This is a genomic window from Rhodococcus sp. P4_B6 (assembly GCF_056402215.1).
On sequence record NZ_JBFUHV010000036.1, the window covers coordinates 33605 to 54111 of the forward strand.

A 20507-nucleotide genomic window follows, 5' to 3' on the forward strand; every position below is an offset into this window, starting at 1 on the left:
GTCCGGCACCACCGGGCAGCCCAAGGGCGTCGTCGTCACGCACCGGGGTCTGGCCAACTTCGCCGCCGAACAGCGTGAGCGCTACTCGGTGACGACCGACTCGCGGACGCTGCACTTCGCGTCGCCGAGTTTCGACGCGTCCGTTCTGGAACTGCTGCTCGCGGTCGGCGCCGGCGCCACCATGGTGATCGCTCCCACCGACGTGTACGGCGGACCCGAGTTCGCGAAGTTCCTGCGCGAGCACCGCGTCACGCACGGCTTCGTCACGCCGTCGGCGCTGGCCTCCGTGGACCCGTCCGGGCTGGACGACTTCCAGTTCGTCGTCGCCGGCGGCGAGGCCGTCCCGGCGGAACTCGCGGCCCGCTGGGCTCCCGGACGGTCGCTGTTCAACGGCTACGGTCCCACCGAGACCACGATCATGACCAACATCAGCGACCCGATGGCCGCCGACGGCCCGGTCACGATCGGTGGTCCGATCCGCGGCACCAGCGCGCTGGTCCTCGACGATCGGCTCCGACCCGTCCCGGTCGGTATCGCAGGTGACCTCTATCTGTCGGGCCTCGGACTGGCCCGCGGCTACCACCGGCGCACGCCGCTGACCGCGGGACGCTTCGTGGCGAACCCCTACGGTGAACCGGGCGACCGGATGTACCGCACCGGCGACGTCGTCCGCTGGACGAAGGACGCGGACGGCGCGCTGACCGTCGACTACGTGGGCCGCTCGGACCAGCAGGTGAAGGTTCGCGGGTTCCGCATCGAACTCGGCGAGATCGACGCGGTGCTGGCCAAGCATCCCGCCGTCGACTTCGCGACGACGTCGGTGCTGCCCGGGCCGTCCGGGGATTCGGTCCTCGTGTCGTACGTGCTGCCGGCGCCGGGAGCCGAGGTGGACGTCGCCGCGATACTGGACTTCGTGGGCGAGTTCGTCCCCACGTACATGGTGCCGTCGACGATCGTGACGCTCGACGCGATCCCGCTCACCCCGGTGGGCAAACTCGACCGCCGGGCGCTGCCCGAGCCCGAGTTCCTGGCGGAGGACCGCGAGTTCCGTGCCGCGGGAACCGCTCTCGAACAGCGGGTCGCCGCGGTGTTCGCGGAGGTGCTCGGTGTCGACCAGGTCGGCGCCGACGACTCCTTCTTCACGCTCGGCGGCAACTCGCTCGCCGCCACCCGCGTGATGGCGCGGATCAACGAGGCCGTCGGAATCGACGCGCCGGTCCGCGAGATCTTCGAGGCCCCCACGGTGGAGCAGCTGGCCCGCAGGCTGGAAGCGCTCGGCGTGGACGGCGGCGCCCGTCCGCCCGTCACCGCCGGACCGCGCCCGGACCGTCTGCCGCTATCGCTGGCGCAGCAGCGGATGTGGTACGCCAACCGATTCGACCCCGAATCGGCCGAGTACAACATCCCGTTGGCGCTCCGGCTCACCGGCGCACTGGACGTCGACGCGCTGCGGACGGCGATCGCCGACGTCGTGGCCCGGCACGAATCGCTGCGCACGGTGTACCCGGATTCCGTCGACGGCCCCTACCAGGTCGTCCTGTCCGCGTCCGACACGCAGTCCGAACTCGACGTGGTCCGCGTGGCCGGCGAGCAGGAACTGCGGGAGCGGGTCGTCACGCTGGCGTCGGCAGGCTTCGACGTCACCGCCGACGTCCCGGTGCGCGCCGCCCTGTTCGCGCTCGGGCAACGCGACCACGTCCTCGTGGTCGTCGTCCACCACATCTCGGCGGACGGTTCGTCGATGGCCCCGCTCGCGCGGGACCTGTTCGGCGCGTACGGCGCACGCGTGCAGGGGGAGGAGCCCGGCTTCTCGCCGCTGCCCGTGCAGTACCCCGACTTCGCCCTGTGGCAGCGCAACCTCCTCGGCTCCGAGGACGATCCGGAGTCGCTCGCGGGCAAGCAGATCGCGTACTGGACGCACGCCCTCGGCGATGCGCCGGAGGTCCTCGACCTCCCGGCCGACCGGCCGCGCCCGGCGGTCCGCAACCCGCAGGGCGGGCTGATCGAGTTCGAGATCGGGCAGGACGTGCACCGGTCCCTGAACGTACTCGCGCAGACCCACCAGGCGTCGCTGTTCATGGTGGTGCACACCGCGCTCGCGGTGCTGCTCGGACGACTGAGCAGCACCAGCGACATCTCGGTCAGCACCCCGGTCGCGGGCCGCGGTGACCGCGCGCTCGACGACCTCGTCGGGATGTTCGTCAACACTCTGGTGCTGCGCACCGACGTCGACCAGAACGCCCGCTTCAGCACGCTGCTCACGCAGGCCCGTGAGGTCGATCTCAACGCATTCGGCAATGCCGATGTGCCGTTCGAGCAGATCGTCGAGGTGCTCCGGCCGTCGCGCACCGCCGCGTACGCGCCGCTCGCGCAGGTGATGCTGAGCTTCCAGAACCTCGAGAGGCCGAAGCTCGAGCTCGCCGGGCTGACCGTCGAGGTCCTCGAGAGCGGTCTCACCACGAGCAAGACCGATCTCGGTGTCGCCGTCGAGGAACGGTTCGACGAGGGATCCGTCGCGAACGGCATGCAGGGCTGGTTCTCCTACGCCACCGATCTCTTCGACGAGGCGACGGTCCGCGGTTTCGCCGATCGTTTCGTCCGTGTTCTGGAGGCCGTCACAGCCGACGCGGACGCCGTCGTCGGCGACATCGACATCCTGACCGAGGACGAGAAGGCCGGGCTCGCCGTACCGGACGAGGGCGGACAGTCACTGTTGTCGCACTCGATCTCGCAGGAGCTGGCAGCCACCAAGTCGCTGCCCGAACTCCTCGACGGTGCCGCGTCGATCAACCCGGACGGAATCGCGCTGTCGCACAACGGCACCGACGTCACGTACGTGCAGCTGCGGGACAAGTCCGCGGAACTCGCGCGCACGCTCGCCAGTGTGGGCGTCGGCCCGGAGGCCGCGGTCACGGTGGCCCTGTCCACCCTGCTGCCCGGACTGCTCGACGGATCGTCGGGCGAAGGTTTCGCCGACACGTTCGCCGGTGTCCTCGCCGGCGTGATCGCCGACGCGACGTCGGCGACCTCCGCGACCGAAGCGGAGGAGCAGACCGTCGTCGACCTGTTCGACGAGCAGGTCGCGCGGACGCCGGACGCCGTGGCCCTGGTGTCCGGCGACGAGTCGCTGACCTACGCCGAGTTCGACAAGCGTGTCAACACACTCGCGCGCACCCTGATCGAGATGGGTGTCGGGCCGGAGGTCCGGGTCGCACTCGCGATCCGGCGGTCGATCGACTCGATGGTCGCGATGTACGCGATCGTGAAGGCGGGTGGGGCGTATGTTCCGCTCGACCCCGACCATCCGGCCGAGCGCACGTCCTACGTCCTTGACAGCGCCTCGCCGCTCTGCATCCTGACGGTTGCGCGAGATGCTCTCGACCTTCCCGCCGGGCACAACGTGGTGGAGATCGACCGGCTGTCCGTCGACATGCCGGCCGAGCCGCTGCGCGACGAGGAGCGCCGGGGGACTCTCCGGCCGTCGAACCCCGCCTACGTCATCTACACGTCCGGTTCGACGGGTCGGCCGAAGGGCGTCGCGGTGAGCCACGCGGCGGTCCTGAACCAGATCTCGTGGATCGTCGACGAGTACGGACTCGGCGCGCACGATGTCGTGCTGCAGAAGACCCCGGCGACGTTCGACGTGTCGGTCTGGGAGTTGTTCGGCACGCTCGTCTCGGGTGCCCGCCTGGTGATCGCGACGCCCGACGGTCACGGTGACCCCGAGTATCTCGCGGCGCTGATCGCGCGCGAGGGCGTCACGGCGACCTCGTTCGTGCCGTCGATGCTGTCGGTGTTCGTCGGCGAGGCCGAACGGCACGACCTTCTCAGCCTTCGAATCGTGCTCGTCGCGGGCGAGGCGTTCCCGCCCGCGACCGCCGAGGCGTTCCGCGGACTGTCGGATGCCGTAGTGCACAACCTGTACGGTCCGACGGAATTCACCGTGCACGCGACCGCCGGGCAGGTCGACCACGATGTCCGCGGTACCGTTCCCATCGGTAGTGCGGTGCGGAACACGGATCTCCACGTGCTGGATTCACGGCTTCGCCCGGTGCCGGTCGGGGTTCCCGGCGAGCTGTACCTCGCGGGGACGCAGTTGGCCCGCGGATACGTCGGACGCAGCGATCTGACCTCCGATCGGTTCGTCGCCAACCCGTTCGGCGGGTCCGGGCAGCGGATGTACCGTACGGGCGACGTCGTTCGCCGGCGCGCCGACGGGAACCTCGAATACATCGGACGCAGCGACTTCCAGGTCAAGCTGCGTGGATTGCGGATCGAACTCGGCGAGGTCGAGGCCGCGTTGCTGACGCACGAATCCTTGGCGCAGGCAGCGGTGACGATCCATCGAAGCGAGTCGACCGGCGAGAATCTCGTGGCCTATGTGGTGCCGCGGTCCGGCGCCCGGGTCGACACGAAGTCGGTGCAGGACGCGGCGGCGCAGGTGCTGCCCGCGTACATGGTGCCCGCACGCGTCGTCGTCCTGGACAGTTTCCCGCTCGGTGCCAGCGGGAAGCTGGACCGGAAGGCCTTGCCGGAGCCCGAGTTCGCCACCGTCGCGGTGGAGTACGTGGCCCCGCGCACGCCGATGGAGACCGTCGTGGCGGGCGTGTTCGCCGATGTTCTCGGCGCCGAACGGGTCGGGTCCGCCGACTCGTTCTTCGACCTCGGTGGAAACTCGATCAGCGCGACGAGGCTCACCGCCCGCCTCAGGGCGGCGGTCGGCGCGCACCTCTCGGTGCGGGAGTGCTTCGAAAATCCGACCGTCGCGGAACTCGCGGCGCTGCTCGAGGCGACGTCGGGTACCGCAGAGCAGCGTCCTGCGCTCGTCGCCCGACCGCGGCCCGACCGGATCCCGCTGTCGCTGGCCCAGCAGCGGATGTGGTTCGTCAACCAGTTCGATCCGACCTCCCCGGCGTACAACCTGCCGTTGGCGGTGCGGTTGACCGGCTCGATCGACGCGGCGGCGCTGAATGCGGCGTGGGCGGACGTCGTCGAGCGGCACGAGTCGCTGCGCACGGTCTTCCCGGTCGGCGACGAGGACGCGCACCAGGTCGTGCTGCCCACAGCGGACGTGGTGTCCGACCTGACCCCGACCCCGGTCGCGGACGAGCAGGACCTGTTCGCGCGTCTGCGTGAACTCGGTGCCACCGGATTCGACGTCACCGAGACGGTCCCCGTGCGGGTCGCCTGCTTCGAGGTGAACCCCACCGACCACATCCTGATGATGGTCGTGCACCACATCTCGGCCGATGGTGCGTCGCTGGCGCCGCTGTTCACGGACGTGATGACCGCCTACGCGGCGCGTGCCGCCGGCAGTGCCCCCGGCTGGGAACCGCTGCCCGTCCAGTACGCCGATTACGCTCTGTGGCAGCGTGAGTCGCTCGGCGACGAGTCGGACCCCGACTCGCTGGCCGCCCGCCAGCTCGGTTACTGGCAGCAGGCGCTCGGCGGGCTCCCCGAAGTGCTCGAATTGCCGACCGACCGGCCCCGGCCGCCCGTGCAGTCGCTGCGCGGCGCGTCGGCGCGGTTCACGATCGACGCGCAGACCCACCGCGGGCTGCTCGCGATCGCCCAGGATACGAACACGACCCTGTTCATGGTCGTGCACGCCGCGCTCGCGGTGCTGCTCGAGCGGCTGTCTTCGCAGACGGACGTCGCGATCGGCACGCCGGTCGCCGGCCGCGGCGAGCAGGAACTCGACAGGCTCGTCGGCATGTTCGTCAACACCCTCGTGCTCCGCGCGTCGGTGCGCCCCGACGACACCTTCGCCGACCTGCTGGCACAGGTGCGCGCCACCGATCTGAATGCGTTCAGCCACAGCGACGTTCCGTTCGAGCGCCTCGTCGAGGTCCTCGACGTCCCGCGGTCGACGGCGCACCAGCCGCTGTTCCAGGTGGCGTTGTCGTTCGACAACAACGAGTCGGTCCGGATGGAGTTCCCGGGCCTCGGGATCTCCGCGCTCGACGCCCCGCTCGAGGTCGCCAAGTTCGACCTCCAGCTCAGCGTCGGGGAGCGCTACGCCGACGGGGCCGCCGCGGGGATCGCCGCGACGTTCAACTATTCGACCGACATCTTCGACGAGCAAACCGTCCTGAGCTTCGCGGACCGGTTCGTCCGGATCCTCGGCGCCGTGTCGTCCGACCGCGACGTGGTCCTCGGCGACATCGAGATCCTCGACGCCGCGGAGAAGGCCGCGATCGCCCCGGTCCGCGGGCCGCAGTCGGTCGAGCCGAGCACGCTGCCGGACCTGCTGCGTTCGGGCGTCGAGATCTCGCCGGAGTCGGTCGCGGTGTCCTTCGAGGGTCGTGAGCTCACGTACCGCGAACTCGACGAGCAGTCGAACCGGCTGGCGCGCGTCCTGATCGATCGGGGTGTGGGGCCGGAGGACTATGTCGCGCTGGCGATCACGCGCTCCGTCGAATCCATCCTCGGGGTCTGGTCGATCGCGAAGGCCGGCGGCGCCTACCTGCCCGTCGACCCGAAGCTTCCGTTCGAGCGGATCGGCGAGATGCTGTCCGATTCGGGAGCGGTCCTCGGACTGACGGTCGCCCGCCATCACACCGACCTGCCCGGCACGGTGCCGTGGATCGTCCTCGACGAGACGGCAGCCGCCGAGGAGATCACTGCCCGCAGTGCGGCCGCGGTGGAGTACGCCGATCTGCGCCGCGCGCTGACGGTCGATCATCCCGCGTACCTCATCTACACCTCGGGTTCGACGGGCAAGCCGAAGGGCGTGGTGGTCACCCACCGCGGTCTGGCCAACCTCACCCGCGAGGTGCGCGAGCACTACGTCGTGTCGCCGGAGTCCCGGTTCCTGCACGTGGCGTCGCCGAGCTTCGACACGTCGGTCGGGGAGATGCTCGCCGCGTTCAGTGCGGGCGCCACCCTGGTGATCTCGCCCGCGGACGTCTACGGCGGCGACGAACTCGCCGACCTGATCCGCCGCGAACAGGTCACCAACGTGGTCATGACGCCGACTGCGCTGATGACGGTCGATCCCGACGGCCTCGACTCCGTCACGTCCGTCGTGGTCGGCGGCGACACCTGCACGCCGGAACTCGTGGCGCGGTGGGCTCCCGGCCGCGAGATGCGCAATGCGTACGGTCCCACCGAGACCACGGTCATCGTCACCATCACCGAACCGATGGTGGCCGGTGAACGCGTCACGATCGGTTCGCCGCTGCGTGGCGTCGAATCGCTCATCCTCGATTCACGGTTGCGTCCGGTGCCGGAGGGCGTGCCCGGGGAGCTGTACATCTGCGGTCCGTCGGTGACCCGCGGCTACCACAACCGTCCGTCTGTCACGGCGGAACGGTTCGTGGCCAACCCGTTCGGCGAGCCCGGCGCCCGCATGTACCGCACCGGCGACGTCGTGCGCTGGGCGGACGGACATCGGGTGGAGTACGTCGGCCGGTCCGACTTCCAGGTGAAGGTCCGCGGGTTCCGCGTCGAACTCGGTGAGATCGACGCCGCCCTGACCGCGCAGCCGGACATCGAGTTCGCGGTGACCGTGGGTCGCGAGAACCCCGCCGGACTGACGACCCTCGTGTCGTACGTCCTGCCCGCCGACGGCGCGACGGTCGATCCGGAATCGCTGAAGACGGTTGTCGGCGACACACTTCCGCCGTACATGGTGCCGTCCGTCGTGATCCTCCTCGACGAGATCCCGCTGACCGGCATCGGCAAGCTGGACCGGGCGCGGCTGCCCGAACCCGAGTTCGTGTCCGCGGGTGCGGAGTTCCGTGCCCCGACGACACCCGCCGAAGAGACGATCGCGGGCATCTTCGCGGACGTGCTCGGACTCGAGCAGGTCAGCGTCGACGACAGCTTCTTCGACCTCGGCGGAAACTCGCTGAGCGCCACCCGGGTCGTGTCGCGTGCCGGACAGGTCTTCGGACTCCGCATCGGCGTGCGGGAACTGTTCGAGGCCCCGACGGTCGCGGGCCTGGCCGCCCGCATCGCCACCCCGGACGAGAACGTCCGGCCACGGCCCGTCCTCGCACCACGGGAGAGGTCTGCCTTCGTCCCGTTGTCGCTGGCGCAGTCCCGGATGTGGTTCATCAACCGCTTCGACCCGGACTCGCCCGCCTACAACATCCCGCTCGCGGTCCGGTTGACCGGGGCGCTGGACGTCGACGCACTGCAGTCCGCGGTGTTCGACGTGCTGGGGCGGCACGAGTCGTTGCGCACGATCTACCCGGATTCGGCCGACGGCCCGCACCAGGTGATCCTCCCGGCCGCGCAGGTGCCGATCGACGTCGCACCCGTTCCGGTCACCGAGACCGAACTGCGTGAGCAGTTGGTGGAGATGGTGTCCACCGGATTCGACGTCACCGCCGATGTGCCGCCGATCCGGGTGCGACTGTTCGAAGCCGGTCCGCAGGACTACGTGCTGGCACTCGTCGTGCACCACGTGTCGACCGACGGCGAATCGACCGCCCCCTTCGTGCGTGACGTCATGGTGGCGTACGCATCCCGGGCGGCAGGCCGCGAACCCGGCTTCGCGCCGCTTCCGGTGCAGTACGCGGACTACGCGATCTGGCAGCGGGAACTCCTCGGCAGCGAGGACGACCCGGACAGCCTGATCGCCGCCCAGCTGGGCTTCTGGACGAAGACCCTCGCGGGCGTGCCCGACCTCCTCGAGCTGCCCGTGGACCGGCCGCGTCCGCCCGTGCAGTCGCTGCGCGGGTCGCGGATCGATTTCACCGTCGACGCCGAGGTGCACCGCGGACTGGCCGCACTGGCCCGCAGGCACAACGCCAGCGTCTTCATGGCCGTGCACGCCGCGTTCGCGGTGCTGCTCAGCCGGCTGTCCGGCACCGAGGACATCGCGGTCGGCACCCCGATCGCAGGCCGCGGCGAGCGCGAACTCGACGACGTCGTCGGCATGTTCGTCAACACCCTCGCGCTGCGGGTGCAGGTCGACGGGCGGCAGACGTTCGACGAGATCCTCGATCGCGCCCGGGAGGCCGACCTCGAGGCGTTCTCGCACGCGGACGTCCCGTTCGAGCGCCTCGTCGAGGTCCTGAACCCGGCACGCTCGATGGCCCACCACCCGATCTTCCAGGTGGGCTACTCGTTCCAGAACACGACGAAGGCCGAGCTGGAACTGCCCGACCTCACCGTCGCGCCGCTCGACGTCGAGGGCGACACCGCGCAGTTCGATCTGCATCTGATCCTGGGGGACAGCCCCGAGGGTGAGCAGATGTCGGGTGTGTTCACGTTCGCCACCGACCTGTTCGACGCCGCCACCGTCCAGCGCTTCGCGGACATGTTCCGCCGTGTGCTGGCCGCCGCGGTGGATTCGCCGCGGACAGCGGTCGGCGACCTGCCGCTCACCGGCAGCGACGAGCGCGCACTCGTGGTGTCCGGATGGAACGACACCGCGCAGGCACTGCCGGAGACGACGCTGGCGGACATGTTCGCGGCCGCCGCCGCGGAGAACCCGGGCGTCACCGCTCTCGTGTTCGACGGCGAATCTCTCACGTACGCCGAGTTCTCGGCGCGGGTGAACCGGTTGGCCCGGCATCTCGTGGGCCGCGGTGTCGGCCCCGAAACCGTGGTGGGCCTGGCCATTCCGCGTTCGGTGGAACTGCTGGTCGGCATGTACGCGATCGCCGCGGCAGGCGGCGCGTACCTGCCGATCGACCCGGACCATCCGGCCGAGCGCACCGCGTACGTGCTGGAGAGCGCGCAACCCGTCTGCGTCCTGGCGACCCGCGACGTCGTCGGGGGACTGCCCGGTGGTGTCGACTACCTCCTCCTCGACGAACTGGATCTCGGCGATATCGACCCGGCTCCGCTGACCGACTCGGAGCGGACCGCACCGCTGCGGCCGGAGAACGCCGCGTACGTGATCTACACGTCCGGCTCGACCGGACGGCCGAAGGGCGTGGCGATCGCGCACGGTGCGATCGCGAACCAGTTGCGGTGGAAGCAGTCGGAATACCCTCTCACCGCCGAGGATTCGGTGCTGCTCAAGACGGCGGCCACGTTCGACCTGTCGGTGTGGGAGTTCTGGTGGGCGCTGACCGCGGGCGCACGGCTCGTCGTCGCCGCACCGGACGGCCACCGCGACCCGTCCTACCTGGCCGCACTCGTCGCCGAGCAGCAGGTGTCGACGGTGCACTTCGTGCCTTCGCTGCTGTCCGCGTTCGTCGCGGTGGCGGAACCCGCGCAGCTGGCGTCGCTGCGCCGGGTGCTGTGCATCGGTGAGGCCCTGCCCGCCGACACGGTGCTCCGGTTCCGGGACGTCTGCGACGCGGACATCTTCAACCTGTACGGCCCCACCGAGGCCGCCGTCAGCGTCACCCACTACCGGTGCGGCGACGAGCGCGACGGTTCGGTCCCGATCGGCAGGCCCGAATGGAACACGCAGACCTACGTTCTCGATTCGCGTCTGCACCCCGTTCCCGCCGGCGTCACCGGTGAGCTCTATCTCGCGGGCGAGCAGTTGGCGCGCGGGTACTTCGGCCGCCACGACCTCACCGCGGAACGATTCGTCGCCGGCCCGTTCGGCGAGGCCGGAGCGCGGATGTACCGCACCGGCGACCTCGTGCGGTGGAACCGCGACGGCAACCTCGACTACGTCGGCCGCAGCGACTTCCAGGTGAAGGTCCGCGGTTTCCGCATCGAACTCGGCGAGATCGAGCGTGCCCTCGTCGCGCACCCGGCGATCGCGCAGGCCGTCGTCGTGGTGCACAGCGACCGGCACACCGGCGACCGCCTCGTCGGTTACGTCGTGCCGGAGGCACGCGGTCACTCCGTGCCGGAGCCGGGCGGTTCCGTGGCCGACGCCGACGTCCTCGCGTTCGCGGGTAGGTCGGTACCCGGCTACATGGTGCCGTCCGCGCTGATCGCGCTCGACGAGTTGCCGCTGAACATCAACGGCAAGCTCGACCGCAAGGCCCTTCCCGAGCCCGAGTTCGGCGGCGCCGCGGACCATTACCGGGCTCCGCGCACCCCGGTCGAGGAAATCGTCGCGGGGGTCTTCGCGGACGTCCTCGGCCACGAGCGGGTCAGTGCCGACACGAGCTTCTTCGACCTCGGCGGCAACTCGCTGGTCGCGACCCGCGTGGTTGCCCGGCTCAACGCAGCCCTCGACACGTCGATCGGTGTGCGCGAGTTGTTCGAGGCGCCGACGGTGATCGCGCTGTCGGCTCGCGCCGAGCAGTCCGATTCGGCGGGTGCGAACCGGCCGGCTCTGGTGCCGCAGTCGCGTCCCGCCCGGATTCCGCTGTCCCCGGCGCAGTCCCGCATGTGGTTCATCAACCAGTTCGACACCGCGTCGGCGGCGTACAACATTCCGCTGGCGATCAGGCTGACCGGCCACCTCGACGTCGCCGCGCTCGAGCAGGCACTCGGCGACGTCGTCGAGCGGCACGAGACGCTGCGCACCACCTACCCCGACACCGGTGACGGACCGGGCCAGGTCGTGCTGTCGCGGGCCCGGAGTTTCACGGCCCTGGACGTCGAGGACGTCGCCGACGAGACTGTGCTGCGCGAACGCGTGATCTCTCTCGTCACCGCCGGATTCGACGTCGCGACGGCGGTTCCGGTCCGCGCCCGGCTCCTGCGGATCGACGCCGACCAGCATGTGCTGGTCATCGTCGTCCACCACATCTCGTCCGACGGCGCCTCGACGGCACCGCTGGCACGCGACGTGGTGATCGCCTACAGCGCCCGCGCCGCCGGTTCGGAACCCGCCTGGGCTCCGCTCGACGTCCAGTACGCGGACTTCTCGCTGTGGCAGCACGAGTTGCTCGGTGACGAGAACGCTCCGGATTCGCTGGCCACCCAGCAGATCGACTACTGGCGGACCACGCTGAGCGGTCTGCCGGACGTGCTGCCGTTGCCGACGGACCGGCCGCGGCCGCCCGCACAGTCGATGCGCGGCGCCAACTTCGACTTCGAGATCGACGCGGCACTGCGCGACCGGCTCGGGGCACTGGCCCGCGAACACAACGCGTCGCTGTTCATGGTCGCGCACGCGGCGCTGTCGGTGCTGCTCGCACGGCTCAGCGCCACGGACGACATCGCGGTGGGTACCGCGATCGAGGGCCGCGGCGAGGCCGCACTCGACGACCTGGTCGGCATGTTCGTCAACACGCTGGTGCTGCGCGCGCAGGTCGACGTCGACGCGACGTTCGCCGACCTCCTCGCGCAGGTGCGTCAGCACGACCTCGGCGCGTTCACGCACACCGATGTGCCGTTCGAGCGGCTGGTCGAGATCCTGCAGCCGGAACGCTCGACCGCATTCTCGCCGCTGTTCCAGGTCGCTCTCGCGTTCCAGAACATCGAGCAGGCGCACCTCGAACTGCCCGGCCTGACGGTCGAGGGACTCGACGGTGGGATCAACGCCGCCAAGTTCGATCTGCAGCTCACGCTCGCCGACGCGGCAGGCGCGGACGGGGACGCGCCGATGCGCGGCGTGTTCACCTATGCGACGGATCTGTTCGACGAGCGCACCATCGCGTCGTTCGCGTTCCGCTTCCAGCGCATCCTCGAGGCGATCACCGCCGACGCGTCCGTGCTGATCGGCGACATCGACGTCCTCAGCGAGAACGAGCACGCCGTGCTGGCTCCGGTGCGCGGCGCGGACACCGCCGCACCCGAGCTGCTGGCGGGCATCCTCGCCGCTGCCGCGGCGGTGAACCCGGACGCCGTCGCCGTCGTGTGCGGCGACGACCAGGTCACCTACCGCGAACTCGACGAGCGCTCGAACCGTCTCGCCCGCGTTCTCATCGGCAGGGGCATCGGCGCCGACGACTTCGTGGCGCTGGCACTGACACGCTCCGTCGAATCGATCCTCTCCATCTGGGCGGTCGCGAAGACCGGGGCGGCGTTCGTCCCGGTCGATCCGAGCTACCCGTTCGACCGGATCCTGCACATGGTCACGGACTCCCGCGTGGAGATCGGTCTCACCACCGGCGCCCACGTCGCCGAACTCCCGGACACCGTGCGCTGGCTCGTGCTCGGCGCGGACGAGATGGACGAACTGTGCGCGTCCGTGTCGGACGAGGCCGTCACCGATGCGGACCGCATCCGTCCGACCCGGGTCGACGACGCGGCGTACGTGATCTACACGTCGGGATCGACGGGTCTGCCCAAGGGCGTCGTCGTCACCCACACGGGCCTGGCGAACGTCACGACCGAGCAGGTCGAGCGGCTCCGGCTCACCCCGCAGTCGCGGGTGCTGCACTTCGCCTCGCCCAGCTTCGACGCCTCCGTCTTCGAGTTGCTGCACGCCGTGGCCGCCGCGTCGACGATGGTCATCGCGTCCGGTGTCGTGTACGGCGGAGACGAACTCGCCCGGTTGCTGAAGAAGCAGAAGGTCACGCACGCCTTCATCACACCCGCCGCGCTCACCACGGTGGACCCGGCCGGGTTGGAAGGCATCGAGGTGCTGTCGGTGGCCGGTGAGGCCTGCCCGCCGGAGCTCATGCAGAAGTGGGCACCGGGCAGGCGCATGTTCAACCTGTACGGCCCGTCCGAGGCGACGATCTGGAGCACGTCGAGCAACCCGATGACGGCGGATCGGCCCGTCACCATCGGCGGTCCCACCCGGGGCGTCGACGTGGTCGTTCTCGATTCCCGGCTCACGCCCGTCCCGGTGGGTGTCGCGGGTGAGCTGTACGTCGCGGGTCCGAGTGTGGCCCGCGGCTACCACAACCGGTTCGCCCTGACGGCAGAGCGATTCGTCGCCAACCCGTTCGGCGGTCCCGGTGAGCGCCTCTACCGCACCGGCGACGTCGTCCGCTGGGTGCACGACGACGAGACGGGCGACCTCGTCCTCGACTACGTCGGCCGTTCCGACTTCCAGGTGAAGGTCCGCGGATTCCGCATCGAACTCGGAGAGATCGACGCCGAACTCGGCAGGCACCCGAGTGTCGACTTCGCGGTCACGCTCGGCCACCACCGCGAGCAGACCGGGCAGACCGTGCTCGTGTCGTACGTCATGCCCGCATCGGGCGCGTCGATCGACGTCGCCGAGCTGTCGGCGTTCGTCTCCGAGACCCTGCCCGGGTACATGGTGCCGTCGTCGATCATGGCCATCGACTCGGTTCCGCTGACACCCGCGGGCAAGCTCGACCGCAAGTCGCTTCCCGAGCCGCAGTTCGTGTCGGTCGCCAGTGAATACACCGCGCCGTCGACGCCGATGGAGAAGGCCATCGCCGACGTCTTCGCGCAGGTCCTCGGCGTCGACCGGGTCAGCGTCGACGATTCGTTCTTCGCTCTCGGCGGCGACAGCATCGTGTCCATCCAGCTGACGACCCGGGCGAAGAACGCCGGGGTGCTGTTCACCGCGCGCGACGTCTTCGAACGCAAGACCGTGGCGGCGCTGGCCGAGGTGGCCGCCTGGGCCACCGAGGTCGACTCGGTGAAGCTCGAGGAATTGCCGGGCGGCGGCGTCGGACCGATGCCGCTCACCCCGATCGCGCACTGGCTCGTGGAGACTGCAGGAACCTTCGAGAAGTTCTCGCAGGCCGTCCTGCTGACCACCCCGCCCGCCGTCACGCGAGATCAGCTGGCGGACACGGTGGACGCGATCCTGGCGCGCCACGACATTCTCCGCTCCCGGCTCACGCGGGTCGGGGACGACTGGTCGTTCGAGTCGCTGTCCGTTCGACGCGCGTTCGACGCGGACGAGCTGATCGAGCAGATCGAGTTCACCGACAAGCCGGGCACCGACGAGTTCGAGCGGCTGGCCCGCGCGGCTCTCAGTCGTGCCGCAGACCGCCTCGATCCGGCGTCGGGCCGGATGACGCAGTTCGTGTGGTTCGCCCCGGCGGAGTCGTTGCCGGGTCAGAGCGGACGCCTGCTGGTGCTCGCGCACCACCTCGTCGTCGACGGGGTGTCCTGGCGAGTGCTGTTGCCGGACTTCGCGACCGCGGGTTCGCAGATCATGGCGGGAGCGCCCGCGCAGCTCGAACCGGTCGGATCCTCCGTCCGGGCGTGGGCGCACGGACTCGCCGAGGAGGCGAAGTCTCCGCACCGTGTGGCCGAACTCGACTTCTGGCGCGGCATGCTCGCGGGAACCGATCCGCTGATCGGACGGCGCGCGTTCGATCCGGAACGCGACGTGATCGCCCGGACCGACCGCCTGAGCATGACGTTCTCGACGCAGGTGACGCAGGCGCTGCTGACCACGATCCCGCAGTCCGTGAACGGCGGCGTCAACGACGGCCTGCTCGCGGCGCTCGCCCTCGCGGTGTCGCGCTGGCGCGAACTCCGCGGCGGCACCACGGATCGTTCGGTGCTGATCAACCTGGAGGGACACGGCCGCGAAGAGTCGACCGTTCCCGGTGCCGACCTCGCCCGCACGGTGGGCTGGTTCACCAGCCTGTACCCGGTGCGGCTGGACGTGTCGCGGGCCGATCTCGCCGACGCGTTCGACGGCGGCATCTCGGCGGGTTCTGCGTTGAAGGCCGTCAAGGAACAGTTGCTGGCCGTGCCCGACAAGGGCATCGGCTACGGGCTCCTGCGCTACCTCAACGACGAGACCGCTCCGGCGCTGGCGTCGCTGCCGACTCCGCAGATCGGGTTCAACTACCTCGGCCGGGCGGGTTCGGTGGATCTGCCCGCCGAGATCCGGGATCTCGGCTGGATTCCGGACAGCGACTCGGGTGAGTTCGGCGGCGCCATGGACGACGAGATGGTGGCGCCTGCGGTGCTCAGCATCAACGCCGTGACGTCGGAGACGGCGTCCGGCCCGCAGATCGAGGCCAAGATCGCTTTCGCCACCGAGATTCTCGACGAGGCGGATGTGTGGGAGTTCGCGGAGCTGTGGCATGCCGCGGCGACCGCGCTCGCCGAGCACGCGTCCGGGCCGGAGAGCGGCGGTCTCACGCCGTCCGACGTCCCGCTCGTGACCGTGACGCAGGACGACCTCGAGGCGCTCGAAAGGCGCTACCCCGCCGCGACCGACGTGTGGCCGCTCGCTCCGCTGCAGTCCGGAATGTTCTTCCATTCCGTTCTCGCCGAGGACACGGTGGACGTCTACACCGCTCAGGTGGTGCTCGATTTCCGGGGCGTCGTCGACACCGGCCGCCTCCGCGGCGCGGCGGAAGCGTTGATCGCGCGGCACGCGAACCTGCGCACCGCCTTCGTCCCCGACGATTCGGGGACCGCGGTCCAGGTGGTCGTCGACCACGTTGCGCTGCCGTGGGAAGAACTCGACCTGTCGGCGCTGTCCGAGGCCGACCGCGAGGAGCGGATCGGTTCCGTTCTGAGCGAACACCGTTCGGCGCGGTTCGACATGGGCCGTCCGCCCCTGATGCGGTTCCTGCTGATCCGCACGGGGGAGAGCAGCTACCGGTTCTCCATCAGCAATCACCACATCCTGCTCGACGGATGGTCGATGCCGTTGCTGATGAAGGATCTGCTGGTGCTGTACGCGACCCGCGGAGACGGCTCGGTGCTGCCGCGAGTCCGCGGCTACCGTGACTTCCTCACCTGGCTGTCCGAACGCGACGCCAACGCCTCGCGCAGCGCGTGGGCGCACGCACTGGCCGGGCTGGACGGGCCGACCGTCCTGGCCCCGGCACCTGCCGGCGAGGACCGTCCCGAGCCCGCCGAGATCGCACTGCATCTCGGTGAGGTGGTGAGCGAGAACCTGGCGCGCATCGCGCGGGATCGCGGCCTGACGATGAACACGATCGTCCAGGCGGCGTGGGGTCTGCTGCTGGCCCGGATGACCGCGTCCGACGACGTCGTCTTCGGCGCCACCGTGTCGGGCCGCCCACCGGAGGTCGCGGGCATCGAGTCGATGGTGGGTCTGTTCATCAACACCATCCCGATCCGGGTGCGCGTCGATCCCCGCGAGTCGATCCTCGGACTGCTCGAGCGGCTGCAGGCGGAACAGTCCGCTCTGTTCGACCACCACCACATCGGTCTCCCCGAGATCCAGCAGATCGCCGGAATCGGCGGGCTGTTCGACACGTTGACGGTGTTCGAGTCGTACCCCGTGGACCGGGCCGGACTCACCGAGGACAGCGACATCGACGGCCTGCGGGTCGCCGGGGTGCAGATCAGCGACGCCTCGCACTACCCGCTGAGCCTGCTGGCGCAGTCGGACAGCGAACTGCAGTTGGTCCTGAAGTACCTTCCGGATGTGTTCGGCGCCGACACCGTCGAGCGCCTCGGTGCCCGGCTGAACCGGATCCTGCAGACCATCGCGGCCGGAAGTTCCACTCTGGTGGGCGATCTGGACCTGCTCGCGCAGGACGAGCGCGACCTCGTCCTGTCCGGATGGAACGATTCCCGCCGCGATGTCGCGGAAGAATCCGTGGTGTCGATGTTCGGTGCCCAGGTTGCGCGCACACCCGATCGGACCGCCGTGGTGGCGGACCACGTGCGGCTCACCTACGCCGAGTTCGACGCGCGGGTCAACCGCCTGGCGCGGCACCTGATGGCGATCGGGGTGGGACCGGACACGGTGGTGGGCATCGCGATGCGGCGCTCGCTCGACATGCTGACCAGCCTCTACGCCGTCCACGCGGCGGGCGGCGCGTACGTGCCGATCGACCCCGAGCATCCCGCCGACCGGACGTCGTACGTGGTGGACAGCGCCACGCCGGCCTGCGTGCTGAGTTCGGCCGACGACATCGCGAACCTCGACGTGGAGGTCCCGGTGTACCTGGTCGAGGACTTCGACCTGTCCGGGTACGGCGACGGTCCGATCGAGGACACCGAACGGCTCGCCGACCTGCGCCCGGACAACCTGGCGTACGCGCTGTACACGTCGGGTTCGACGGGACGTCCGAAGGGTGTGGCGATTCCGCACTCGGCGCTGGCCAATCAGCTGGCGTGGATGCGCGATGTCTACGGCATCGACGCGCAGGACGTGGTGCTGCAGAAGACGCCGTTCACGTTCGACGCCTCCGTATGGGAGCTGTTCCTGCCGTTGGTGGTCGGCGGAACCCTCGTGATCGCGTCACCGGACGGTCATCGCGATCCCGAGTACATGGCCGCGACGGTCGACACGGAATCGGTGACGGTGATCCAGTTCGTCCCGTCCGTGCTCACCATGTTCCTCGACGCCGCGACCGCCGACGGGTGCGGTTCGCTGCGGCTCGTGTTCGCGGGTGGTGAGCCGCTGCCGCAGTCGGCCGCCGAGCGGGTTGCAGCACTCGGCTCCGCGGAGCTGGTGAACCTGTACGGCCCGACCGAGGTGACCATCAACTCGACGGCCCACGTGGTGGAGCGGTCGGGGACGGCGACGATCGCACCGATCGGTTCGCCGGCCTGGAACACGCGGGCCTACGTGCTCGACGCCCACCTGAACCCGGCGCCGATCGGTGTTCCCGGCGAGCTGTACCTCGACGGCGCGCAACTCGCGCGCGGCTACGTCAACAGCGCTGCGCTGAGTGCGGAACGGTTCGTCGCCGACCCGTTCGGTGATCCGGGTGTGCGGATGTACCGCACCGGTGACCTCGTCCGGTGGAACGAGAGCGGTGCCCTCGAGTTCGTGGGCCGCACCGACTTCCAGGTGAAGGTGCGCGGACTGCGCATCGAGCTCGGCGAGGTCGAGGAGGCCTTCGTCCGGCACGGCGACGTGGCGCAGGCAGCCGTGATCGTGCACACCAGTGAGGTGGGCGCGCGGCTCGTCGCCTATCTCGTGCCGAGGCCCGACGCGGCCATCGACCAGGCGGCGCTGAATGCCTTCGTCGCGGAATCGTTGCCCGAGTACATGATCCCGGATTCCGTGATGGTTCTCGCGGAGCTTCCGCTGGGCACCAGCGGCAAGCTCGACCGGCGCGCGCTGCCGGTGCCGGACTTCGCGTCGGCGGCCGAGTTCCGCGCGCCGCGCACCGACACCGAACGGGCACTCGCGACCGTGTTCGGGGAGCTGCTCGGCCGGGAGCGCGTCGGCATCGACGACTCGTTCTTCGAACTCGGCGGCGACAGCATCGTGTCCATCCAGTTGGTGGCGCGGGCGCGTTCGGCCGGTATCCACTTCACGGCGCGCGATGTGTTCGAGCGGCGCACCGTTGCCGAGCTGGCAGCAGTGGCCGATTCGGGCGAGTCCGCGGCAGCGGTACTGGCCGAGTACGAGGAGGGCGGCGTCGGAACGGTGCCGCTGACCCCGGTCGCCCGCAAGATGGTCGAGCGCGGCGGCGACTTCGACCGATTCGTCATGCCGTTGTTGCTGACACTGCCCGCCGGGATCGAACGCGAGCAGGTGATCGCGACGATCACCGCGGTGGTCGACCAGCACGACGTGCTGCGGTCGACACTGGTCACGGACGGTGCCGGGGACGCGCTCGAGATCGCACCTGCGGGCAGCGTCGATCTCGACGCCACCGTGCAGCGGGTGGAGATCGCGGCCGGCGCCGAGCCCGGTTCGCCGGAGTTCGACGCGGTGGCGGGCGGGGCATTCGATGCGGCGCTGGATCGTCTCGATCCGCGCACCGGGTCGATGCTCCAGTTCGTCTGGTTCGACCCCGCCGAGGCGGATCGGCGCGGACGGCTCCTCGTCGTGCCGCACCACCTCGTCATCGACTCCGTGTCGTGGCGGATCCTGGTGCCGGACTTCGCGACCGCAGGCGCCCAGATCGCCGCAGGCACGACGCCGTCGCTGGAGCCGGTCGGAACGTCGCTGCGGCGGTGGACCGACGGTCTGCTCGAGGCGGCGGCGACACCGGAGCGGGTGGCCGAACTCGCGGTGTGGGAACGGATGCTGACCGCTCCGGATCCGCTGCTCGGATCGGGTGAGCTGGACCTGCGCACCGATCTGGTCAGCACGCTGGAACGGACCCGGGTGGACGTGCCCGCACCGGTCACCGAGGCGTTGCTGGGCGGCACGCCGGGTGCGCTCGACGGTGAGATCGGCGACGTCCTCGCGGCGGCCCTCGCGTTGGCGGTGGCCGCGTGGCGGCGCGACCGCGGAGTCGAGGCCTCGTCGATGGTGGTCACGCTCGAGGGTCACGGACGTGAAGAGTCCGCGGTGCCGGGTGCGGATCTGTCGCGGACGGTCGGCTGGTTCACCACGATGTACCCGGCACGGCTCGATCTCGCCGGGGTCGACATCGCCGACGCCCTGCGGGGCGGTGCGGGCGCCGCGGATGCGGTGCGCGCGGTGCGGGATCAGCTGCGTGCGATCCCGGACCGGGGAATCGGATACGGACTGCTGCGGTACCTCAACCCCGACACGACGTCGGTGATGAGGAACTGGCCGGAACCGCAGATCGTGTTCAACTACATCGGACGCGTCAGCGCCGCCGAGGTTCCCGAGGCGGTCCGCGGACTCGACTGGCTGCCCGACTTCGAATCTCCCGTCACGGGTGGGTTCGAGAAGAGTGCGATGCCCGCCCAGGCCGTTCTCGACATCCAGTCGGTGATCTCGGAAACTGCTGAGGGCCTGCAGTTGTCGGCGTTCATGTCGTTCCCGCCCGGCATCCTCTCGGCGCCGGACGTGGACCGGTTCGGGCAGTTCTGGGTGGCGGCGCTCACCGCGCTCGTGGCTCAGGCCGAGAAGCGGTCCGGGAACTGATGTCCGAGCGCCC

General features: G+C 69.9%; 1 protein-coding gene (cut by a window edge). It reads left to right on the plus strand.

Annotated elements, in window-relative coordinates:
- Positions 1-20494 carry the 3' portion of a non-ribosomal peptide synthase/polyketide synthase gene (locus tag AC1DWT_RS19290; RefSeq protein ID WP_477921847.1) on the plus strand. It extends 13256 nt beyond the left edge of the window, so only the last 20494 of its 33750 coding nucleotides appear in the window; its start codon lies beyond the left edge, outside the window; it ends in the stop codon at positions 20492-20494.
- Positions 20495-20507 lie beyond the last annotated feature (13 nt).